This window comes from Comamonas sp. lk (assembly GCF_900564145.1).
Lineage (GTDB): Bacteria > Pseudomonadota > Gammaproteobacteria > Burkholderiales > Burkholderiaceae_C > Comamonas.
On record NZ_UOOB01000001.1, the window covers coordinates 1,380,209 to 1,398,091 of the forward strand.

Below are 17,883 nucleotides of genomic sequence, written 5' to 3' on the forward strand. Positions count from 1 at the left end.
GCGCCAGGCGCGGAGCCCGGCCTCAGGCTGCGACAGCCTCGTCTATGTCTGCATGCGTTTCCAGCAAGGCTGAAAGCTGCTCACGCAGGGCGCTGGCGCGCTCTTCACCCGCATGTTCCTGTACCGCATCAAGCATGGCCAAGCCTGCTTCGCGCAGGCTGACGATGTCGCGCGCTGCACGCAATTGCTGGCGCAGGCTCTGAGCCAGTGCTTCTTGGCGGTTGGCAAACAGGCGCTCGCACAGGTCAAACAGATACATGCGCGTTCCGGCCATGGACATGGCCGCTGCTGCAACCGGTGGAAGAGCAGGTGCAGCCGGGCTTGGCGCGGGATTGGTGGTTTGAATACCGGTGTTTGGCTGTGGCGTGCCGCTCTGCAGTTGCAGATAGCCCTCGCTCATCAGCTGCTGTGCCAGTTGCGCATGTTCCAGACCCAGCATTTGCTCCAGCTCGATCAGGCTTTTGCCACCTGCCATCAGCAGCACGGAGCGCGCGCGCTGCGGCAGCATGCGGGTTCCGGGCTGGAGTTCTTCAAGGGCTTTGGCGGTTTTTTGCAGCAACATGGCAGTCGGTAAAAGCGGCAAGAGTGAAGTCAAGCGGCTATTGCAAGTCACGACCATGACAGAGGTATGAATCTTGGGTCCCGCGCAAAGCAAAGCGGTTGGGATGCTCCACAATCGGCTGCCGCTCAAACATGCGACGCGGTCAGGTGATGCTATTGTTTATGTAGCTTGAAGCGCTTTAACTGTAGGCGCATCAGCCATTTTTTATTGAAATTTGTTCCGGTACGTGAAATGAGACTGTTGCTTGCTCCCATGGAGGGACTGCTGGATTTTGTGCTGCGTGATGTGCTGACCCGTGTGGGCGGCTCGGATCGCTGCGTCTCCGAATTCATTCGCATCACCGGCTCTGTGCTGCCGGACAAGGTCTATCTGCGCACCATGCCCGAGCTGCGCAATGGCAGCAAGACGCTGGCAGGCGTGCCCGTGCGTGCGCAGTTGCTGGGCTCGGACCCTGTGAGCATGGCCGAAAACGCGGCCAATCTGGCTCGCCTGGGGCCGGAGGGGATTGATCTGAATTTTGGCTGCCCGGCCAAGGTGGTCAACCGCCATGGCGGCGGTGCTTCCTTGTTGCAGGATCCGCAGCAGATTGCCCGTGTGGTTTCTGCCGTGCGCTCTGCCGTGCCTGCGCATATGCCGGTTTCCGCCAAGATGCGTTTGGGTTTCAACGACCGCACCTTGATGACGGAGTGCGCCCAGGCCATGGCCGATAGCGGTGCCTGCGAAATCGTGGTTCATGCGCGCACCAAGCTCGACGGCTACCGTCCTCCCGCCTATTGGGAAGAGATTCCGCGCATTCGCGAAGCGGTGAGCGTGCCTGTGGTGGCCAATGGCGAGATCTGGACGGTGGAGGAGGCTTTGCGCTGCCGCGAGGTCTCGGGTTGCGAGGATCTGATGCTGGGTCGCGGCATTGTGGCCGACCCGGGCCTGGCGCTGGCGATTCGCGCGGCGCTGGGCCAGGAGGACGCGCCTGCAGCCCGGCCCGTGGACTGGCCCGATCTGCTGCCCCAGGTACAGCGTTTCTGGCATATGGTCTGCGAGGACCTGGAGCCGCGCCAACGCGCGGGGCGCCTGAAGCAATGGCTCAATCTGATGCGCAGACGCTTTCCCCAAGCTGAAATTGCCTATCAGGAGCTGCGCACGCAAACCGATCAGTTGGCCATCAGCGCCTGGGTGGCAGCGCTGCCGCAGCGTGATCTGGCACAGGAGTGGGTCTGGCCTGAGGCGGCCTGAGGATTTAAAGCAGCCGGTCCGGAGCCAGCGGGCCCAGCAGCTGCAGCATCAGCCGCAGCGGCAGGCTGGCATCGGGCTCGGTGCGCATATCGGTGCGATCGCTGTCCTTGGGAGCCCGCCAGATCAGATCGCCATCCTTGGCTATCTCTACCTGCCAGCTGTTTTCCGACAGGGTTTCCTCAATGCTGCCGGCGGCCTGGCTGCCAAAGGAGCGGCTGGCAATCAGCACGGCGATTTCGGTGTTCTGCAGCTGTGAGCGCAGATCGAGGTTCATGGAGCCGATCACGACCAGCCGACCGTCAACCACCAGCAGTTTGGAGTGCAGCATGGCGCGCGATTTGCCCGTGCTGCCGCCCGAGCTACCCGTGGAGCCGGCACGAAACGCCGAACTGACATTGGCAGCCTCGCTGCGCAGCTCGTGCAACTCAACCCCCATCTGCAGCAATTGCTTGCGGTGGCGTGCATAGCCGGCATGGGCCAGCGGCGCATCGTTGGAGGCCAGGGAGTTGGTCAGCACGCGGATGCGCACGCCGCGCTCGCGGGCGGCGCTGAAGGCGGTCATGATTTCCGGCCCAGGTACAAAGTAGGGCGAGACGACCAGCAGGTCTTTGCTGGCGTTGCGTACCAGGGTCAGCAAGCCATCGACCACAGAATCGGCCTGCTGCGCGGGAGCTGCCAGCCTGTGCAAGCCGGTAGGGGGTGGAGCGCTGTGCTGCAGCTGTGCTCTCGGCCCTGAGCTGCCCGGGTCTGTCGTGTTGCTGCTTTGGTCGGCTTCGGTGGGGATTTTGGCCGGGCTGTCCGCCAGCACGGCGGCAAGTGCCCAGGTCCAGGCGACGCCTTGCAAGTCCATAGGTTTTTCGTCCCAGATGCTGGAACGGGCCTCGGCAGAGGGCTGGGTAGCAGCTTCTGAAGCATGCTGAGCCTGATCTTCGCGCTTGAACTGGGCTTGCAGCTGTAGCAAATCCTGTTTGCTGATCAGTGACTGCACGGGGTAGGCGCGCACATTGTTCCAATAGCTGTCAAAGCTGTGTGACAGGTCTTTGACGATGCTGCCTGCACTCAGCACATCCAGATCCACGAAATTGTCATCCTGTGCTGCATCGAAGTAGGCATCGCCCAGATTGCGCCCGCCGATCACGGCCAGGGCGTTATCGGCCACGAACAGCTTGTTGTGCATGCGCTGCTGGGCACGCTGGAAGTCCGTAAGAATGGTCCAGGCCCGCCCAAGGCTGGAGCTGCGCGACCCGGCCAGCGGGTTGAACATGCGCATCTCGATATTGGGTACAAAGGCCAGGCGCATCACCTGTGCGTCCGGCCCCGTGCTGTGAAAATCGTCCAGCAGCACGCGCACGCGCACGCCGCGTCTGGCAGCCTGCACAATGCTTCGCAACAGCCGGCTGGTGCTTTGGTCGGCATGAATGGCGTAGTACTGCAAATCCAGGGTTTGCTGGGCGCCGTCTACCAAGGCCAGTCGGCTGCTATAGGCTGCTTGTGGGCCGGCCAGGAGGGCAAAAGCCGATGCATTGGGTTTGGCCGTGGGCGGCCGGGCGGTGGTGATCAGGCGACCCAGCTCGGTGTCTTCGGGCGTGCTGAAAGCCGAAGAGATGGGGCGCTCCACATCGTGTGGCAAAGGCGCTGCGCAGCCCGCCAAAACTACCGTCAGAGCCAGCGCGGCAAAAAATGGCATACGGCCCGCCGCTGCTGTGGATGGCGGGGTTGAGTGTGCAGAGGCGGCAAGGTCGGACATGGTCAAGATATAGCCCGGCGCTGGCCTGCTGCTTGTCGGACGGAGACGGGAGCGTTGGCTCAGATCTGCAAAGTGCTATCGCGCTTTAAAAAGCCGCGCGGTCCTTGATGTGGGCAATGATGCGCAGCCTAGAGCAACTGCCGCCGAAAGGATTCAGATGTGGGGCCCTGGCGTTGGGCGTTATGCCTAGTTGTCCGAAGTGTCTTTGCAGCTACTGTCGGTGGATGGCTTGCAGGCCCGGGTGCGCCCGGTGCGTGCCACTAGTACCTTGCGTGTTTCTTCATCGGCCGTCGCGGTTGAGGTGTCGTTGCGCTTGAGGGTCAGAGACAGATTGGCCAAGGTGTTGCTACTTGGAATGCTGCGCGCAAAGCCGGCACCGTTGAAGCCGATGTGGGGGGTTGGGGTGGTTGAAGTTGCCGCGCTGTTGGTGCCGCTGATGTTCAAAAAACTGGGTACGGCTGGTTCGCGCAAAACGAGGGTGTCCGTTCCGGCGTTGTAAGTATCGTTGCCGTTCAGGTCGACATAGACCAGCCAGCCCGCGGCCCAGTCGTTGGTGTTGACAGGTATGACATAGGCATTGCGGCCGGTTTTCATTGCCTCACCGCGCGCGCTGTTGATGGCAACGAGCAGCTTGTTGGTCAGCGATGTTAGTTCTGAGTTGCGCTGAAAGCTGAGGAAGCTGGGGGCGGCCACCACCAGTAGCGTGGCTGCAACGGCCAGTGTGGTCATCAGCTCAATGATGGTGAACCCATGGGCAGAGCTTGGGGCGGACTTCATGGCCAGCACAGTCGGGGATTGGAGGTGGATGCTGTTCCGGTGCAGGTCTTGGTGCCTGAGCTTGTCATCTCCAAAACATTGACAGCAGGGTCTGCACGAATGGGGGTCGCCACTGCCTTAACGCATGAAGCAATGGAGAGCGAACCACCCGATCCATCAGGGCAGGCAGTGGCCGACAAAATATAGCTGGCATTGGCCAGACTGTCTCCTGCAAATGTCTTGAATGGCACGCTACTAGGTGTGACTCCGCCGCAGGCGCTGCCTGGAGAGGTTGCCGTGGCGACGCCCGTGCTGGAGTTGGTGGTAAAGCCTGCGTAGCAGTTGCGTTGAGTCATGTAGCGCTCTTGCTGCTGTAGCAACTCTGCCAGGGCTGCACGCGCCTGGGCGCGGCGTCCTTTGAGAATGGAGTCGGTGTAGGCAGGGTAGGCAATGGCTGCGAGTACGCCAATGACTGCGACGACGATCATGAGTTCGATCAGGGTGAAACTATGCTGGAGTGTTTGTTTTTTCACGGCGTTGTGTTTCTCATATCTTGGTAGTCATGGATTTGGCGCCAGCTCAGGCGACCAATGGTTTGCTTGACTTGAGTCGCTTGCCCGCTGGCACCGGCACCTTCCTGGCCAATGCTCAGTCCGCGCTGGGTCACCGTGCGGATACGTCGGCCCGTACTGTCACTGGCACTGACAGTCGTCTCATCGTCATTCGAAAAAAAGGCTGCCGGGCCCAGAACACCTACTGTGGATTGTGTGTACTGCCCTGTGCCCGTTGCGATGTTCAAGGAATAGGCGTTGCCGCTGCCCTGGTTGCTGGTGCAGGCACCAGCAGAGGCTCCGGGCGATCCTGGAATCAAAGTGTTAAAAGCCGCATTGAGTGCGCCGAGGTTGACAATGTTACTAAGGGATTTTTCGCCAGAACTCGGAAGGTCGAAGTACCAACCGGAGCGCTTGGTGTTGTCTGTGTTGGAGGTGGCGCGTCCCCATTTGAAGCTTGGCACCGAAATGGTTCTGGTCGTTGTGTTGACCGTGCCCACCGCTAGGCGCCCGCGACCTGTAATGGCGCTGGCCGAGGCGGGCGAGTTGTCCTTGGTGGTGCTGCCGTTGTCATAGATCACATAAAAGCTATTGGTGTTGGTGGATATTTTGTCTGCCGCTTCTATGAACTTGCCTGTGCCGAACGCGACATAAAAAGTTTCCTGGCCGCTGACTATAGGTCCGGAAAAGATGGAGGGAGCGGCTGTGATGGGCTGTATCTTGGGGCTGCTGCTGCCATCTCGGGCGATATAAAAGGGGTAGGGCAGTGGGCTAGCGCTTGTCCCCTTGTTGAAATAGGACAAGGTGTTGAGGTTCCAATTGGCAGGAGTCTTCCCCGTGAATGTCAGCTTCCAGAGGTTGCCGTGTAAGTCGCCAGCAAAGATGTCTGTGACTTCGCCATTACGGCCGTACAAGGCTGCGAAATTGGCCAGGCCTGTGGCATTGGCTGCAGTCAGTGTGCTGTCTGCGGGCAGGGAAATTTTGTAGTAGTTCGTGCCCAGCACCCATGAGGCCGTGGGCTGCTTGTCCAGGGCGAGCAAGAACAGGGCGGGGTTGCCTGAGCTGCTGAAGGGGCCTCCCGTGGTTTCAGGCAGGTAGTTATTCACCCCACTGCCAACCACGGCAAACCAGCGATACGTGGGGGTGCTGGTATTGGCATCGGTTCGCAACTTGAGTATCTGGGGCTGACCTATGACTTGGCCCAGGTCGGCATCGTCGGCGCGTGTGAACTCCCACATCACGTTGCTGGCCGCAAAGTTGCCAGGGTTGGATACGTCGAGTGCGAAGATGCCTGAGCCTCCGGCGCCGGTTCCTCCCACCAGGACGGTTTTCCAGTCGGCAGCAGCATCCGCAAAGGCAACCTGGGCTTCGCCGACAACCAGGGGTGCATCCACATAACTTTGGTGGTTGTTGGTGAAATCGAGTTCTGCCAAGGCTGACAGACGTGGACCTAGCCAACTGGGGATATAGGCAAATAGTTCATTGCCATTGCTGGCATTGAAGGCATGAAGCATGCCATCGTTGGCGCCTGCGAACACTGCCGCTGTCCGGTTGTCGTAAGCGTTGCGAAAAGCGGTATAGCCCGTACCTGTAAAGGCCGTGCTTGGTGCCCCTGAATAAACCACGTTGGAGTTGATGATGTCGCCCAGCAAGCTGCTGCGCACCCGGAACAGGTTGCCTTCCTGGCTGCGGTCACCACGCAGAAAGTTCAGGCGTTGTTGCCCTTTGGTATCTGCGGCACTGCTGGGGCTGGCTTTGTTCAGCTGGCCTTGCAAGGTGCTGCTGATGGTGGTCCAGGTAAATGCGGTAGCCGTAGGATTGGCTGTGGCAGAGCCTGCGCCAACGAAGATCTTGCGATTGGCGGCTGGCGAAGTCATGGTCGTCAGGCGCGTCGACGCACTCCACAGTGGAGCAGATACCGAGAGCTGATTGCCGCTACCCACCACGATGGATTCTGCCACCACGTCACCACTCCAGTTGCTGGTATCGAAGTTGGCGGAGTAGGTCACAGCGCCACTGGTGCTGGAGACCGCGCTGGAAGGTATGGCTGCACCAGCAATGCTGCGTGCTGTTGTGGAGGCACGGCTGAAGATTTCGTCAAATGCATTCAATACATTGCGTGCATCGCTTTGCAGGTAATAGGACGCTGCTTCGCCAGGTGTATCCGTCTTTTGCCACACGTTGTTATCGTTCGTACCATTTTGGCGTTTGAACGGGTTGCCGTAGGTGTTGTAAGGGCCGTTGCCGGGATTGGATGGGTCGCTTTCAAAGCCGCCGTACTTGGCTGCCATGAAAAACTGGTTGCGATTGCGCCGGATGTTGGCGTCGTTCTGCGTTCCGTTTTCGTTCACGTCAAACAAATAGGTTTTGACGCGCAGGCCTGGGCGGCGCTTGGTGGCTGGATTGGGTGTCGTGCCGTTTGCCAAAAGAGGGTTGGCCGCCCCGCTGGTCCAATCCGTTCCCCGTATATCGTGTGTGTGGGCCCAGTAGGCATAGCCCATGATTTGGCTGGTTTGTGAGCTGCTGGGGGAATTTCCGTTCGCGCCATTGGGGTTGCCTGTGGTGCGTGAGGTGCCTTGGCCGTCCACATAGGTGGCCGAGGCATTGTTTTCAAACGAGCGCACCACGCTGTGCCAGTTGCGAAAGTTGGGTACGTTGGCGGCCTTGTTGTCTGTGGTCGGGATATTGCGCCAGTCTCCATCGTGAGTGTTGATGTCGCCAATCACCACGATATTGCTCTTCAGGCAGGAGTAGTCGGCCGTGTCGCTGCGTGCGCCGCCATAGGGGTCGTCCGGCCAACTGGTGTAGACCGGAAAACCATCCTGCATTGCCGAAGTGATGTTGCTGACGGCATCTGGGGTGGGAGGGAGGCCTTGCAGATAACGCAGGCTCTGGTAGTACATCTCGCCCACGGGGTCGTAGGTCTTATACAGCCCGGGGGTGGCTCCGGTGCGCCCGAATTTGTTGAGGTAATTGATTACGCCGCTAATGTTGAGCGTGTCATTTTCAGGGTCAGGGTTGAAGACTCCATTGCTGGCATTCCATTCCGCCTTGGGGTTGCCGCCTGCGGGGGTGTTGTCCTGGCCCTGAGCGTCATAGGTCTTGGTGCCTACATACTTCATGGGTGCACGAAGCACGCCACCGTAGCGACCATTGTTATAGCTGGCCGTGGGGTCCATGAGGTAGCCGAAGGCGGCGAGTCGTAGCTGGTCGCTGTACTTCTGGATGGCGCCCGTGGGTTTGTAATTGCCGTTGGGATACTGGCGGCACAGGTTGTAGTCACGAGCATCCTGCAAGGCACCAGCGGTATTGGTATTGCAGACCTGAACTCGGGAATAGAAGAAGCCGTCCGTATTCAGTGCATTGTTGCCTGATGAAGAGAGATTGTAAGAGTTTGTGTTACCGCAGCCACCACCTCTTGTGGTGCCGAAATAAATACGATTGAGCGTGCTGGCTACGTAAATATCATTGTTGCCGGCTGCAGTCCTCATTTTCTGGGGCACAGCTCCCCCATAGCTGCCGTTGGCAACCAGGCTCCTTTTCAGTTGCTTGGCCGGAAAATTGTTGCTGTTCCACATGCATACCGGGGTGTTATTGGGAATGAAAGCCCGTTGCAAGATGGTCAGGGTGGGGGTGTCTATGTAGCGATCTCCGCCGGACAGGGCCAGACGCAGCATGTCGATGGCCGAGTTGCTGGCCCAGTTCAGAAAGTTGCCGCTAAAGGCGTCTGTGCACTGGCGCCCAGTGGCGTTGCCAATGCGGTCAAAGCGTTTGTAGTCGGCTTTGACGAAACCGGTAGGAATGGTCTCTGTTGGCGCATCGTTGTAGTTGTAGCAAGCCTCGGCGTCGTAATAGCCCAGATATTCGTTGTCGGGGCTGTAGGTGGCATCGGTGCTTGAACCAGTCACGTATTGTGCGCCCACGGTGGGGTACTCCACAGACAAGGCAAGAGTCATTGTCGGCTTGTCTACCGTGGTGGCTGCGTACAGCGGCTCTGTCGCCAGTGAAACAGCGGGAATGCTGGGGGGCGTGCCACTGCCTATGGCGATGAATGAGATCACCACGGCTAAAGGGGTGAAGGACCACGCCATCCAGGCGCGGGGTGTGCTGGGCAGCCAGCGTTTCCAGGAGGTCTTGGGCGGCAAGGGCGTGGAGGTCAACATAGAGTGCTTCATGTGCAGTCTCTTAATTGCGGTAGAGCATTTGCATCACGGTCTGTGTTTCTGGGTTGGGGCCGAATCCCATGGCAGTGACTCGATAGATGTACTTGACATCGGTGGGTTTGGCGGTGCGCGCCTGATCCGGGTCAAGGATGGCTTCGATTACATAGCGAGGTGCTTGGGCAGGTTGAATGCCGACGCTGCCAGACGGGAAGTTTCGGCCGGTGAAGGTGCCTAGAGCAGTCGTGGAGGCGTCGTTGCCGGTGGCGGTGAAGTCCACAGACAGCCATGCTGCCTTGACGTTATCGGCATTCAGGGCGCACAGGCCGCGCGCTTGTCCGCTATTGCCGCAGTTCTGGATGAATTGCGCAATATTGGTTTTTCCCAGGGCGAAAATGGTATTGCGTCGCATGCTGGCTGTCGCTGGTAGACCTTCTATATCGAATTCGGCATCAATCAGCGCGGCTTCGGCAGACTGCCAGGCAATCTGGTTGTCACGGTCGTTGCGGGCACTGCGCTCCCCCATCATGGAAATCTGGATGCCACTGACGCCCAGAATGGATACCACCACCAGAATCAACAGCACTACGATGAGGGAGGCACCGGCTTGTGAGTGAGATTGTCGTGAAGAGGCTCTCTGCTTTTGCATATCAGATGTCCTCCTGGAAGTTGCGTAAGTGAACGGTAAAGGTGACGGTCTGGCGCAGGCGTCCATCAATTGCCGGAGTAAACACCGTATTGGGGTCGTTGGTGCTGGAGAATGCCGAGCCCGTTGTGCCTGAGGCAGAGCCCTTGGCCGACCCAAGTGGGTAAAAGGTCTGGCTGGAGCGGTCCAGTGCCGAGCCTGGGGGGGCGCGTAGCACCAAACCGATGCGCAGGCTGCGCACGCGCTGCCAGTTGGCATAAGTGGCAGTGTCGTTGCCGTCTACTGTCAATTGATCGGCACGCAGATAGCGCTCGGGCACGGAGTCTGCAGCTGTTGTAATGGGAGTTGTGGTGTTGCCGGGTGCCACACCGTCGACGCCATAAAGCACCTGAAAATTCTCGACGCCGCTGACCAAGGGCTGTGTGTCATAGGGAGCCGCGCCCGTGGCCGAGCGCGAACACATGAGTGCCGGTTCTCCGTCCACGCCAACAGCGACATGCAGAATGCTGATCAGGCGGTCATCGCGAGCCGTTGGTATTGCGGTGGGGGCTATGCCCATGCAGTCGATCACCGTGCCATCAGGGGCTGTGGCGTCTTTGGTGCTCATGCTGGTCTGGTAGCGCAGTACCAGAATGTCACTTCCATAGCCGACGGACCCGCTGGTGCGCGCTGAGCCGTCGTCCCAAGTGTCGCCACTGGTGCGCGATGCGTTATTGAGTCCAAAGACATGGGGTGGCGGGTTGGCTAGCACTCCGTCGGTGTTGGAGGGTCGGGTGGTGGCGGCGTATTGCAGGCTTTTGAAGCCGACCTGCACACCTACGCGTTGCAGCACATCTTGTGCAAAACGGCCGTTATCACGCAATTGCGAAGCTGCATCCACATTGCTGAAGCCTTGGCGAGCCACAACCAGGGCCGCTGCGGCGGCCAGGGCGATCAACAGGCCAAGCACCATGGCGACCAATAGCTCGATCAAGGTGAGGCCATGCTGCAACTTGCGCTGCCGACGAAGGGCTCGGGGGCCGGTTGTGCGGAAAGTGGTAGAGACGTTCATACGCTGCTTCCGCTGGTCACAGGCAGGACCAGGTTGGGGCGAGAGTTGGCATCCGAGGCCTGGCTGAGTGCGCCGGCGCCGGTCTTGCTACGGTCGGTGCTGGTCTGTGTCCAGCCGATTTTGATGAAAATGATCTCATTGGCTGTGCTGGGCGTACAGCTCCATTGCGGCAGGCCGTCCGAACCATAAGGTGCACCATCCAGGCAAACAGAGACACGAGCGCCGGGCAGGGTTGCGTCGACGCGGGCCAGCCAGTCGGTCATTTGGGCGCTGGCGATGTCCGTGGTCGTGGTGCAGCCTGTCGCGGCGTTGCTGACGTTGAGGCAGTAGCTCGCCGTACTTGGGGTCAGGCTGCCCACAGCAAAGGTGCCCAGGTAAGGGTTGGTGGCTGCGGTGGTCAGAACGGCAATTTGCTTGTTGCCGCGCATCATCTCTGCCAATTCTCGTGCCAAAGAAGTCGCCTGGCTTTGCAGCCGCGCTTCGCGATTGGCTTGCAAGGCAAAGGCCTGCATGCCAACCATACCCAGCAGGCCAAAGGAGAAGACGACAATTGCGACCAGGACTTCAATCAAAGTGAAGCCATGGGCATGGTAGCTGGGCTGAATCTTGCGCAAACGAGAGGTGCGCTGAGATGCTGGTTTCATGTAATCGATGTTACATGTGTGTGTGTGTTTGTGGTGATGGGCGGATGCCGTTCGTTCCCTGAAACATGCCGTTGGGCCAAATTAACGGAGAAGTTGCGTCATGCATGACGAGCAAGAAGTGGGAAGTGATGAGCAGTCGCCTTGGATGCGTCGGGCGTTGGAGCTGGCGCAGGATGCGCTGTACCGGACCTCGCCCAACCCGCGTGTGGGCTGTGTTTTGGTCAATGCCGCTGGACAGATAATTGGTGAAGGTGCGACTCAGCAAGTGGGAGGACCTCATGCCGAAGTGATGGCGCTGCGCGATGCTGCCCGGCGTGGTCACAGTGTGCAGGGGGCGACCGCTTATGTCACTTTGGAGCCTTGCGCGCATACGGGGCGCACCGGACCCTGTTGTGAGGCACTTGCTCGGGCCGGTGTTGCCCGTGTGGTTGCATCACTGCAAGACCCTAACCCACAGGTGGCGGGCCATGGCTTGGCGCACTTGCGTGCGGCGGGTGTGCAGGTGGACGTGGGGCTGGGTGCTGCACAGTCGCGCGAGCTGAACTTGGGCTTTATGAGTCGCATGGTGCGCAAGCAGCCCTGGGTGCGCATGAAGGTTGCTGCATCGCTGGATGGTAAAACGGCTTTGGGCAACGGAGTCAGTCAATGGATCACCTCATCGGATGCCCGTTCGGACGGGCATGCCTGGCGTGCCCGTAGCTGTGCCATTTTGACGGGCGTGGGTACCGTGCTTGCTGACAACCCACGTTTGGACGTTCGCGATGTGCTCACCGAACGGCAGCCCAAGCTGGTGATTGTGGATAGTCACTTGCGAACGCCTGCGGATGCTGCGATTTTTAAAGCGCCTCGTGCTGTTCTTATCTATGCCTTGAATATCAATCAGCCTCAGGCTGATGAGTTGCGAGCACAAGGCGCTCTGTTAATTGAAGCGCCAAGGGATGGGCAAGGGCGCATAGATCTGGCATTTGTCATGCAGGATTTGGCCAAAGCCCAGGAAATCAATGAGTTGCATGTGGAGGCCGGGGAGACGCTCAATGGCGCATTGCTGAACGCCTCGCTTGTTGATGAGTTGCTGGCCTATGTGGCGCCGAAGTTGCTGGGGCCGGGTAAGGAATGGGCTTTGCTGCCCTCCTTGCAACGCCTGGACCAGTCCATTGATATGGAGTTTCACGCCATCGACCGCGTGGGCGTGGATTTGCGAGTGCTTGCCAGAATCAAGGGGCGAGATCAGTTCTGAGCCTTGTGCAATGGCTTGCCTATCACTAGGTCGACCTATCGTCGCCTTGTGTAGCCCGCGCAAGCCCCTGAGTTGGGTAAGCCCTGGCACTCGCGATACAGCCGCTTGTCGCGTTGGGCCGGGGTTTCTTCCGAGCTGCTGCGTGTTTGTTGGATGGTGATGCGAGAGCTTTGGCGTTTTTCGGTCTTGGATGAGCGCTTGCTGTTGCTTTCACTTGCTTGCGCAGGAAGATGGGTGAGCGTTGCAGCCACTGTCATGGCCAGCGCCGCAAGAAAGCCTGTGCCCGGGCGCATCGCAGGCATCGTGGCTGGAATCGTTGAGGTGTACATCGCAAAGTCTCCTGGCGTGGCAGAGATGTCTTGCATTTTGTCGCCGCTGGCGCGGTTGGCTGGCTGGGGTTTGCCTTGATCGCGTACCAGCGCAGAGTCCTGTGCGCTGCATGCTGCTTGTCTACAGAGAATGGCGGCACAGGTGCCAAGCAAGTGCTGAGACTGCAATGAGCTCCAGGCAAATCATCAACCTTGCTTGGGTGGTGTTTTAGGGTAATGAGCAGCCATTGATATAATCGACAAGTTTTGCATGGTGCAAGACGCACGCCAGAGCCTTTCCAGCCCCGGCGCAAGTAACCAAGGTGCTCGCCTGCCGAGCGCCAATCTCCAAGGAAAACAAAATGATCGCTGCCTCTATCAAGGCTGAAGTTGTCAAGGCTAACGCTCGTTCCGAAAACGACACTGGTAGCCCAGAAGTGCAAGTGGCTCTGCTGACTGCTCGCATCAACGAACTGACTCCTCACTTCAAGGCAAACGCCAAGGACCACCACGGTCGTCGCGGCCTGCTGCGCATGGTGAGCCGTCGTCGTAAGCTGCTGGACTACCTGAAGTCCAAGGACGCTGAGCGTTACACTGCTCTGATCGCCAAGCTGGGCCTGCGTAAGTAAGCACAGTGCAAGATCGAAACGCCTGAGTTAGCACGCTAGCTCAGGCGTTTTTTACTTCGGAGAAAGCAAAACAGAGCGAAGCTGTGTCATTCCAATGCTGCACTATTCATAGCATCAAGCGCAGCACTGGAATGGCATCGTGTTCTGTTTGCACTCCATTTACAGGCTGGATGTGCGCATTCGGCTATCAAACAAGGAGTCAAGATGACCATGTTCAATAAAGTGACCAAGACTTTCCAATGGGGCCAGCACACGGTCACCATGGAAACCGGCGAAATCGCCCGTCAGGCCTCCGGCGCCGTGCTGGTCAATATCGACGACACCGTGGTGCTGGCCACCGTGGTGGGTTCCAAGATTGCCAAGTCAGGCCAGGATTTCTTCCCCCTGACCGTTGATTACATCGAGAAGACATACGCTGCAGGCAAGATCCCCGGCAGCTTCTTCAAGCGCGAAGCCAAGCCTTCGGAGCTGGAGACTTTGACTTCGCGTCTGATCGACCGTCCTATCCGTCCTCTGTTCCCAGAAGGCTTCTACAACGACGTGCACGTGGTCATCCACACCATCTCGTTGAACCCCGAAGTGGATGCCGACATCGCTGCGATGATCGCTGTGTCCGCCGCCCTGTCGGTGTCCGGCCTGCCTTTCAACGGCCCCATCGGTGCGGCACGCGTGGGTTACATCAATGGCGAGTACGTGCTCAACCCCGGTCAGACCCAGCGCAAGGATTCGCTGATGGATCTGGTGGTTGCCGGTACCGAAGCCGCTGTGCTGATGGTGGAGTCCGAAGCCCAACAACTGCCTGAAGAAGTCATGCTGGGCGCCGTGGTCTACGGCCACGAGCAAGGCCAAGTAGCCATCAACGCGATTCACGAACTGGTGCGTGACGCCGGCAAGCCCGTGTGGGATTGGACTGCGCCTGCCAAGGACGAAGCGCTGATCGCCAAGGTGGCCGAGCTGGGCGAAGCCAAGCTGCGCGCTGCTTACCAAGAGCGTAACAAGCAAGTGCGCACGCACGCTTGCCGTTTGGCTTACGCCGACGTGAAGGCCGGCCTGACCGAGCAAGGCGTGGCGTTTGATGGCGTCAAGGTCGAAAGCATGCTGTTCGATATCGAAGCCAGCATCGTTCGCTCGCAAATTCTGGCAGGCGAGCCCCGTATCGACGGTCGCGACACCCGCACCGTGCGCCCCATCGAAATCCGCAACTCCGTGCTGCCCCGCACCCACGGTTCGGCCCTGTTCACCCGTGGTGAAACACAGGCTCTGGTGATCTCCACTCTGGGCACCGAGCGCGATGCACAGCGTATCGACGCACTGTCGGGCGAGTTCGAAGACCGCTTCCTGTTCCACTACAACATGCCTCCCTTTGCCACCGGCGAAGTGGGCCGCATGGGTTCGACCAAGCGCCGCGAAATCGGCCACGGCCGTCTGGCCAAGCGTGCTTTGGCCGCTTGCCTGCCCACCAAGGAAGAGTTCCCCTACACCATCCGCGTGGTGTCGGAAATCACGGAATCCAACGGCTCCTCGTCCATGGCTTCGGTCTGCGGCGGCTGCCTGTCCATGATGGACGCCGGCGTTCCCATGAAGGCACATGTGGCAGGTATCGCCATGGGCTTGATCAAGGAAGACAGCCGCTTTGCCGTGTTGACCGACATCCTGGGTGACGAAGATCACCTGGGCGACATGGACTTCAAGGTGGCTGGTACCACCAGCGGTATCACGGCTTTGCAGATGGACATCAAGATCCAGGGCATTACCAAGGAAATCATGCAAGTGGCACTGGCGCAAGCCAAGGAAGCGCGCATGCACATCCTGGGCAAGATGCAGGAAGCCATGGGCGAAGCCAAGACCGAAGTGTCCGATTTCGCTCCCAAGCTGTTCACCATGAAGATCAACCCCGAGAAGATCCGTGACGTGATCGGCAAGGGCGGCGCCACCATCCGTGCGCTGACCGAAGAAACCGGCACGCAGATCAACATCGAGGAAGACGGCACCATCACCATCGCCGCCACTGACGGCGCGAAGGCTGAAGCTGCCAAGCTGCGCATCGAACAAATCACGGCCGAAGTCGAAATCGGCAAGATCTACGAAGGTCCTATCGTCAAGATCCTGGAATTCGGTGCTCTGATCAACCTGCTGCCCGGCAAGGACGGTCTGCTGCACATCAGCCAGATCGCTCATGAGCGTGTGGAAAAAGTGACCGACTATCTGCAAGAAGGTCAGGTCATCAAGGTCAAGGTTCTGGAAACCGACGACAAGGGGCGCGTCAAGCTGTCCATGAAGGCTTTGACCGAGCGTCCCGCCGGCATGCCCGAGCGTGAGCCTCGCGAACCCCGCGAGTACCGCGAACGTGCTCCCCGTCAGAACCGTGACTCGCGCGAACCCCGCGAGAACCGTGAGCCACGCGACAACCGCGGCGGCGCTGACGACCAGCAACAACAGCAACAGCAGTAATCGCTGAGCGGGAATCCTCTGTATGGAGGATTCCCGTTTGTGCTTGAGCTGCCTTGCTGTAGATGCTCTTGTATTGATAGCTTCTTGCGCTTGATCCATAAAGGCTCAAGCCTGATTTGACTTTTAAACCTAGGCTCTGATATGGAACACAACACAATGCGTGCGGTAGAAATCACCGCCTTTGGCGCGCCCGACGTGCTGCGCATGGGTGTGCGTCCCATGCCGGTGGCGGCTGAGGGCGAAGTGCTGATCCGTGTGGCAGCCAGCGGCATCAACCGCCCTGATGTGCTGCAGCGCAAAGGCCATTACGCTCCGCCGCCCGGTGCTTCCGATCTTCCGGGGCTGGAAGTGGCGGGCGTCATCGTCTCCGGCGATGAAGCGGCCATGGCACAAGCGGGATTGAAGATTGGCGATCGCGTCTGTGCGCTGGTTGCCGGTGGCGGTTATGCGCAGTACTGTGTGGCGCCGGTGCAGCAATGTCTGCCGGTGCCGCAAGGCTTTAGCGATGTGCAGGCCGCTGCTTTGCCCGAGACCTTTTTCACGGTCTGGAGCAATGTGTTCGACCGTTGTGCGCTGCAGCCAGGCGAAACCTTGCTGGTGCAAGGCGGCAGCAGCGGTATTGGCGTTACCGCCATTCAGATTGCCAAGGCCTGGGGCGCCAAAGTCATTGTGACGGCGGGTTCGGATGCCAAGTGCGAGGATTGCCTCAAGCTCGGTGCCGATCACGCCATCAATTACAAGACCCAGGACTTTGGTGCCGAAGTGTTGCGCATCACGCAAGGCGAGGGCGTCAATGTTGTGCTGGACATGGTTGCGGGCAGCTATGTGGCGCGCGAGGTGCAATGCATGGCAGCCGACGGTCGCCTGGTCATCATTGCGGTGCAGGGCGGCGTCAAGGCCGAGTTCGATGCCGGCCTGGTGCTGCGCAAGCGCCTGACCATTACAGGTTCCACATTGCGTCCGCGTTCGGTGGCCTTCAAGGCGGCTATTGCGCAGGCGCTGCAGCGCAAGGTCTGGCCCATGTTGGAAGCCGGAACCGTGCGCCCAGCCATTTATCGTGAATTCGATGCGGCCGACGCAGCAGCAGCGCATGCGCTGATGGAGTCGAGTCAGCACACCGGAAAAATCGTTTTGACTTGGGAAAAATGAAGCAAAAACTCATTGTCGGCAACTGGAAGATGAACGGCAGCCTGGCTGCCAACGCAGCTTTGCTGCAGGCACTCAAGCAAGGCTTGCCTGCGGATAACAAGGCCGGTGTGGCAGTGGCTGCACCTGCGGTATATCTGGCTCAAATTCAGGCGGAACTTGCGGGATCTGCGATTGATGTGGCAGCGCAAGACCTGTCCCAGCATGAGCAGGGTGCGTTCACCGGCGAAAACTCGGCCGCCATGCTCAAGGAATTTGGCGTGCGCTATGCGCTGGTCGGTCACTCCGAGCGTCGCCAATACCATGGCGAAACGGATGCAGTGGTTGCGCTGAAGGCGCAGGCTGCTTTGGCCAAAGGCATCACTCCCATCGTCTGCGTGGGTGAAACCTTGCAGGAGCGCGAAGCCGGTCAGACCGAAGTGGTGGTCAAGCGCCAACTGGCGGCCGTGATTCATCAGGTGGGTCTGTGCGTGAGCGAGCTGGTTGTTGCCTATGAGCCCGTCTGGGCCATCGGTACCGGCAAGACGGCCAGCCCCGAGCAAGCCCAGGAAGTGCATGCCGTGCTGCGTGCACAACTGGCGGCGGCTACCGAAAAAGCGGCTCGTGTGCCGCTGCTCTATGGTGGCAGCATGAATGCGGCCAATGCGGCCCAGTTGCTGGCGCAAGCCGATATCGACGGTGGTCTGGTGGGTGGTGCCGCTCTCAAGGCGGCGGATTTCTTGACCATTATTGCGGCTGCGCAATAAGCGCCTTGCCTTGGCAAAG

Annotated in this window: 15 protein-coding genes; 6 read left to right on the forward strand and 9 right to left on the reverse strand. The window is 59.4% G+C overall.

The features are described from left to right. Positions 1-22 precede the first annotated feature (22 nt). Positions 23-562, reverse strand: coding sequence for a hypothetical protein (locus EAO39_RS06150; protein WP_120966627.1), 540 nt, complete (start codon positions 560-562; stop codon positions 23-25). Between the two features lie 231 nt (positions 563-793). Here EAO39_RS06150 and EAO39_RS06155 point away from each other — a divergent pair, with 231 nt between their 5' ends. Beyond that, complete coding sequence (locus EAO39_RS06155; RefSeq protein ID WP_120966628.1) at positions 794-1,792, forward strand: tRNA-dihydrouridine synthase; 999 nt, start codon at positions 794-796, stop codon at positions 1,790-1,792. Between the two features lie 4 nt (positions 1,793-1,796). Here the strand turns inward: EAO39_RS06155 and EAO39_RS06160 are convergent, their stop codons facing one another. The 7 genes from EAO39_RS06160 to pilV form a co-directional block, all read right to left on the reverse strand. Continuing rightward, positions 1,797-3,479, reverse strand: coding sequence for a phospholipase D family protein (locus EAO39_RS06160; RefSeq protein ID WP_240466903.1), 1,683 nt, complete (start codon positions 3,477-3,479; stop codon positions 1,797-1,799). Positions 3,480-3,725: 246 nt separating this feature from the next. Next, the gene (locus EAO39_RS06165) at positions 3,726-4,316 is read right to left on the reverse strand and encodes a GspH/FimT family pseudopilin (RefSeq protein ID WP_120970763.1); all 591 of its coding nucleotides are present in this window, start codon (positions 4,314-4,316) and stop codon (positions 3,726-3,728) included. Further along, the gene (locus tag EAO39_RS06170) at positions 4,313-4,828 is read right to left on the reverse strand and encodes a type IV pilin protein (RefSeq protein WP_205589353.1); all 516 of its coding nucleotides are present in this window, start codon (positions 4,826-4,828) and stop codon (positions 4,313-4,315) included. Before EAO39_RS06170 ends, EAO39_RS06165 begins: the two co-directional genes overlap by 4 nt. Beyond that, positions 4,825-9,021 carry a PilC/PilY family type IV pilus protein gene (locus EAO39_RS06175; RefSeq protein WP_120966630.1) on the reverse strand — a complete coding sequence of 1,399 codons (4,197 nt, stop codon included), beginning with the start codon at positions 9,019-9,021 and terminating at the stop codon, positions 4,825-4,827. The genes EAO39_RS06170 and EAO39_RS06175 overlap by 4 nt, the downstream gene beginning before the upstream one ends. Positions 9,022-9,031: 10 nt before the next feature. Further along, the gene (locus EAO39_RS06180; RefSeq protein ID WP_120966631.1) at positions 9,032-9,655 is read right to left on the reverse strand and encodes a PilX N-terminal domain-containing pilus assembly protein; all 624 of its coding nucleotides are present in this window, start codon (positions 9,653-9,655) and stop codon (positions 9,032-9,034) included. Position 9,656: 1 nt separating this feature from the next. After that, a complete protein-coding gene (locus EAO39_RS06185) occupies positions 9,657-10,703 on the reverse strand; it encodes a PilW family protein (RefSeq protein ID WP_120966632.1) in 1,047 nt (348 codons plus the stop codon). Continuing rightward, a complete protein-coding gene (pilV, locus tag EAO39_RS06190) occupies positions 10,700-11,347 on the reverse strand; it encodes a type IV pilus modification protein PilV (protein ID WP_120966633.1) in 648 nt (215 codons plus the stop codon). The genes EAO39_RS06185 and pilV overlap by 4 nt, the downstream gene beginning before the upstream one ends. A gap of 100 nt (positions 11,348-11,447) precedes the next feature. On the opposite strand from pilV, the gene ribD reads away from it, so the two are divergent. Further along, positions 11,448-12,584, forward strand: a complete 1,137-nt coding sequence (gene ribD, locus EAO39_RS06195; protein ID WP_120966634.1) for a bifunctional diaminohydroxyphosphoribosylaminopyrimidine deaminase/5-amino-6-(5-phosphoribosylamino)uracil reductase RibD — start codon at positions 11,448-11,450, stop codon at positions 12,582-12,584. Between the two features lie 35 nt (positions 12,585-12,619). On the opposite strand, the gene EAO39_RS06200 is transcribed toward ribD, so the two are convergent. Next, complete coding sequence (locus EAO39_RS06200) at positions 12,620-12,949, reverse strand: hypothetical protein (RefSeq protein ID WP_162989454.1); 330 nt, start codon at positions 12,947-12,949, stop codon at positions 12,620-12,622. Positions 12,950-13,254: 305 nt separating this feature from the next. Here EAO39_RS06200 and rpsO point away from each other — a divergent pair, with 305 nt between their 5' ends. The 4 genes from rpsO (at position 13,255) to tpiA (ending at position 17,864) form a co-directional block, all read left to right on the forward strand. Next, positions 13,255-13,521 carry a 30S ribosomal protein S15 gene (rpsO, locus tag EAO39_RS06205; protein ID WP_099738165.1) on the forward strand — a complete coding sequence of 89 codons (267 nt, stop codon included), beginning with the start codon at positions 13,255-13,257 and terminating at the stop codon, positions 13,519-13,521. Between the two features lie 204 nt (positions 13,522-13,725). After that, entirely contained in the window at positions 13,726-15,972 is a 2,247-nt protein-coding gene (gene pnp, locus EAO39_RS06210) for a polyribonucleotide nucleotidyltransferase (RefSeq protein ID WP_120966636.1), read from the forward strand. Positions 15,973-16,128: 156 nt separating this feature from the next. After that, positions 16,129-17,121: an NAD(P)H-quinone oxidoreductase gene (locus EAO39_RS06215; protein ID WP_120966637.1), complete on the forward strand. Its 993-nt coding sequence runs from the start codon at positions 16,129-16,131 to the stop codon at positions 17,119-17,121. Next, positions 17,118-17,864 (forward strand): triose-phosphate isomerase, encoded by a 747-nt coding sequence (gene tpiA, locus EAO39_RS06220; RefSeq protein ID WP_120966638.1) that lies wholly within the window; start codon positions 17,118-17,120, stop codon positions 17,862-17,864. The genes EAO39_RS06215 and tpiA overlap by 4 nt, the downstream gene beginning before the upstream one ends. Positions 17,865-17,883: the final 19 nt, after the last annotated feature.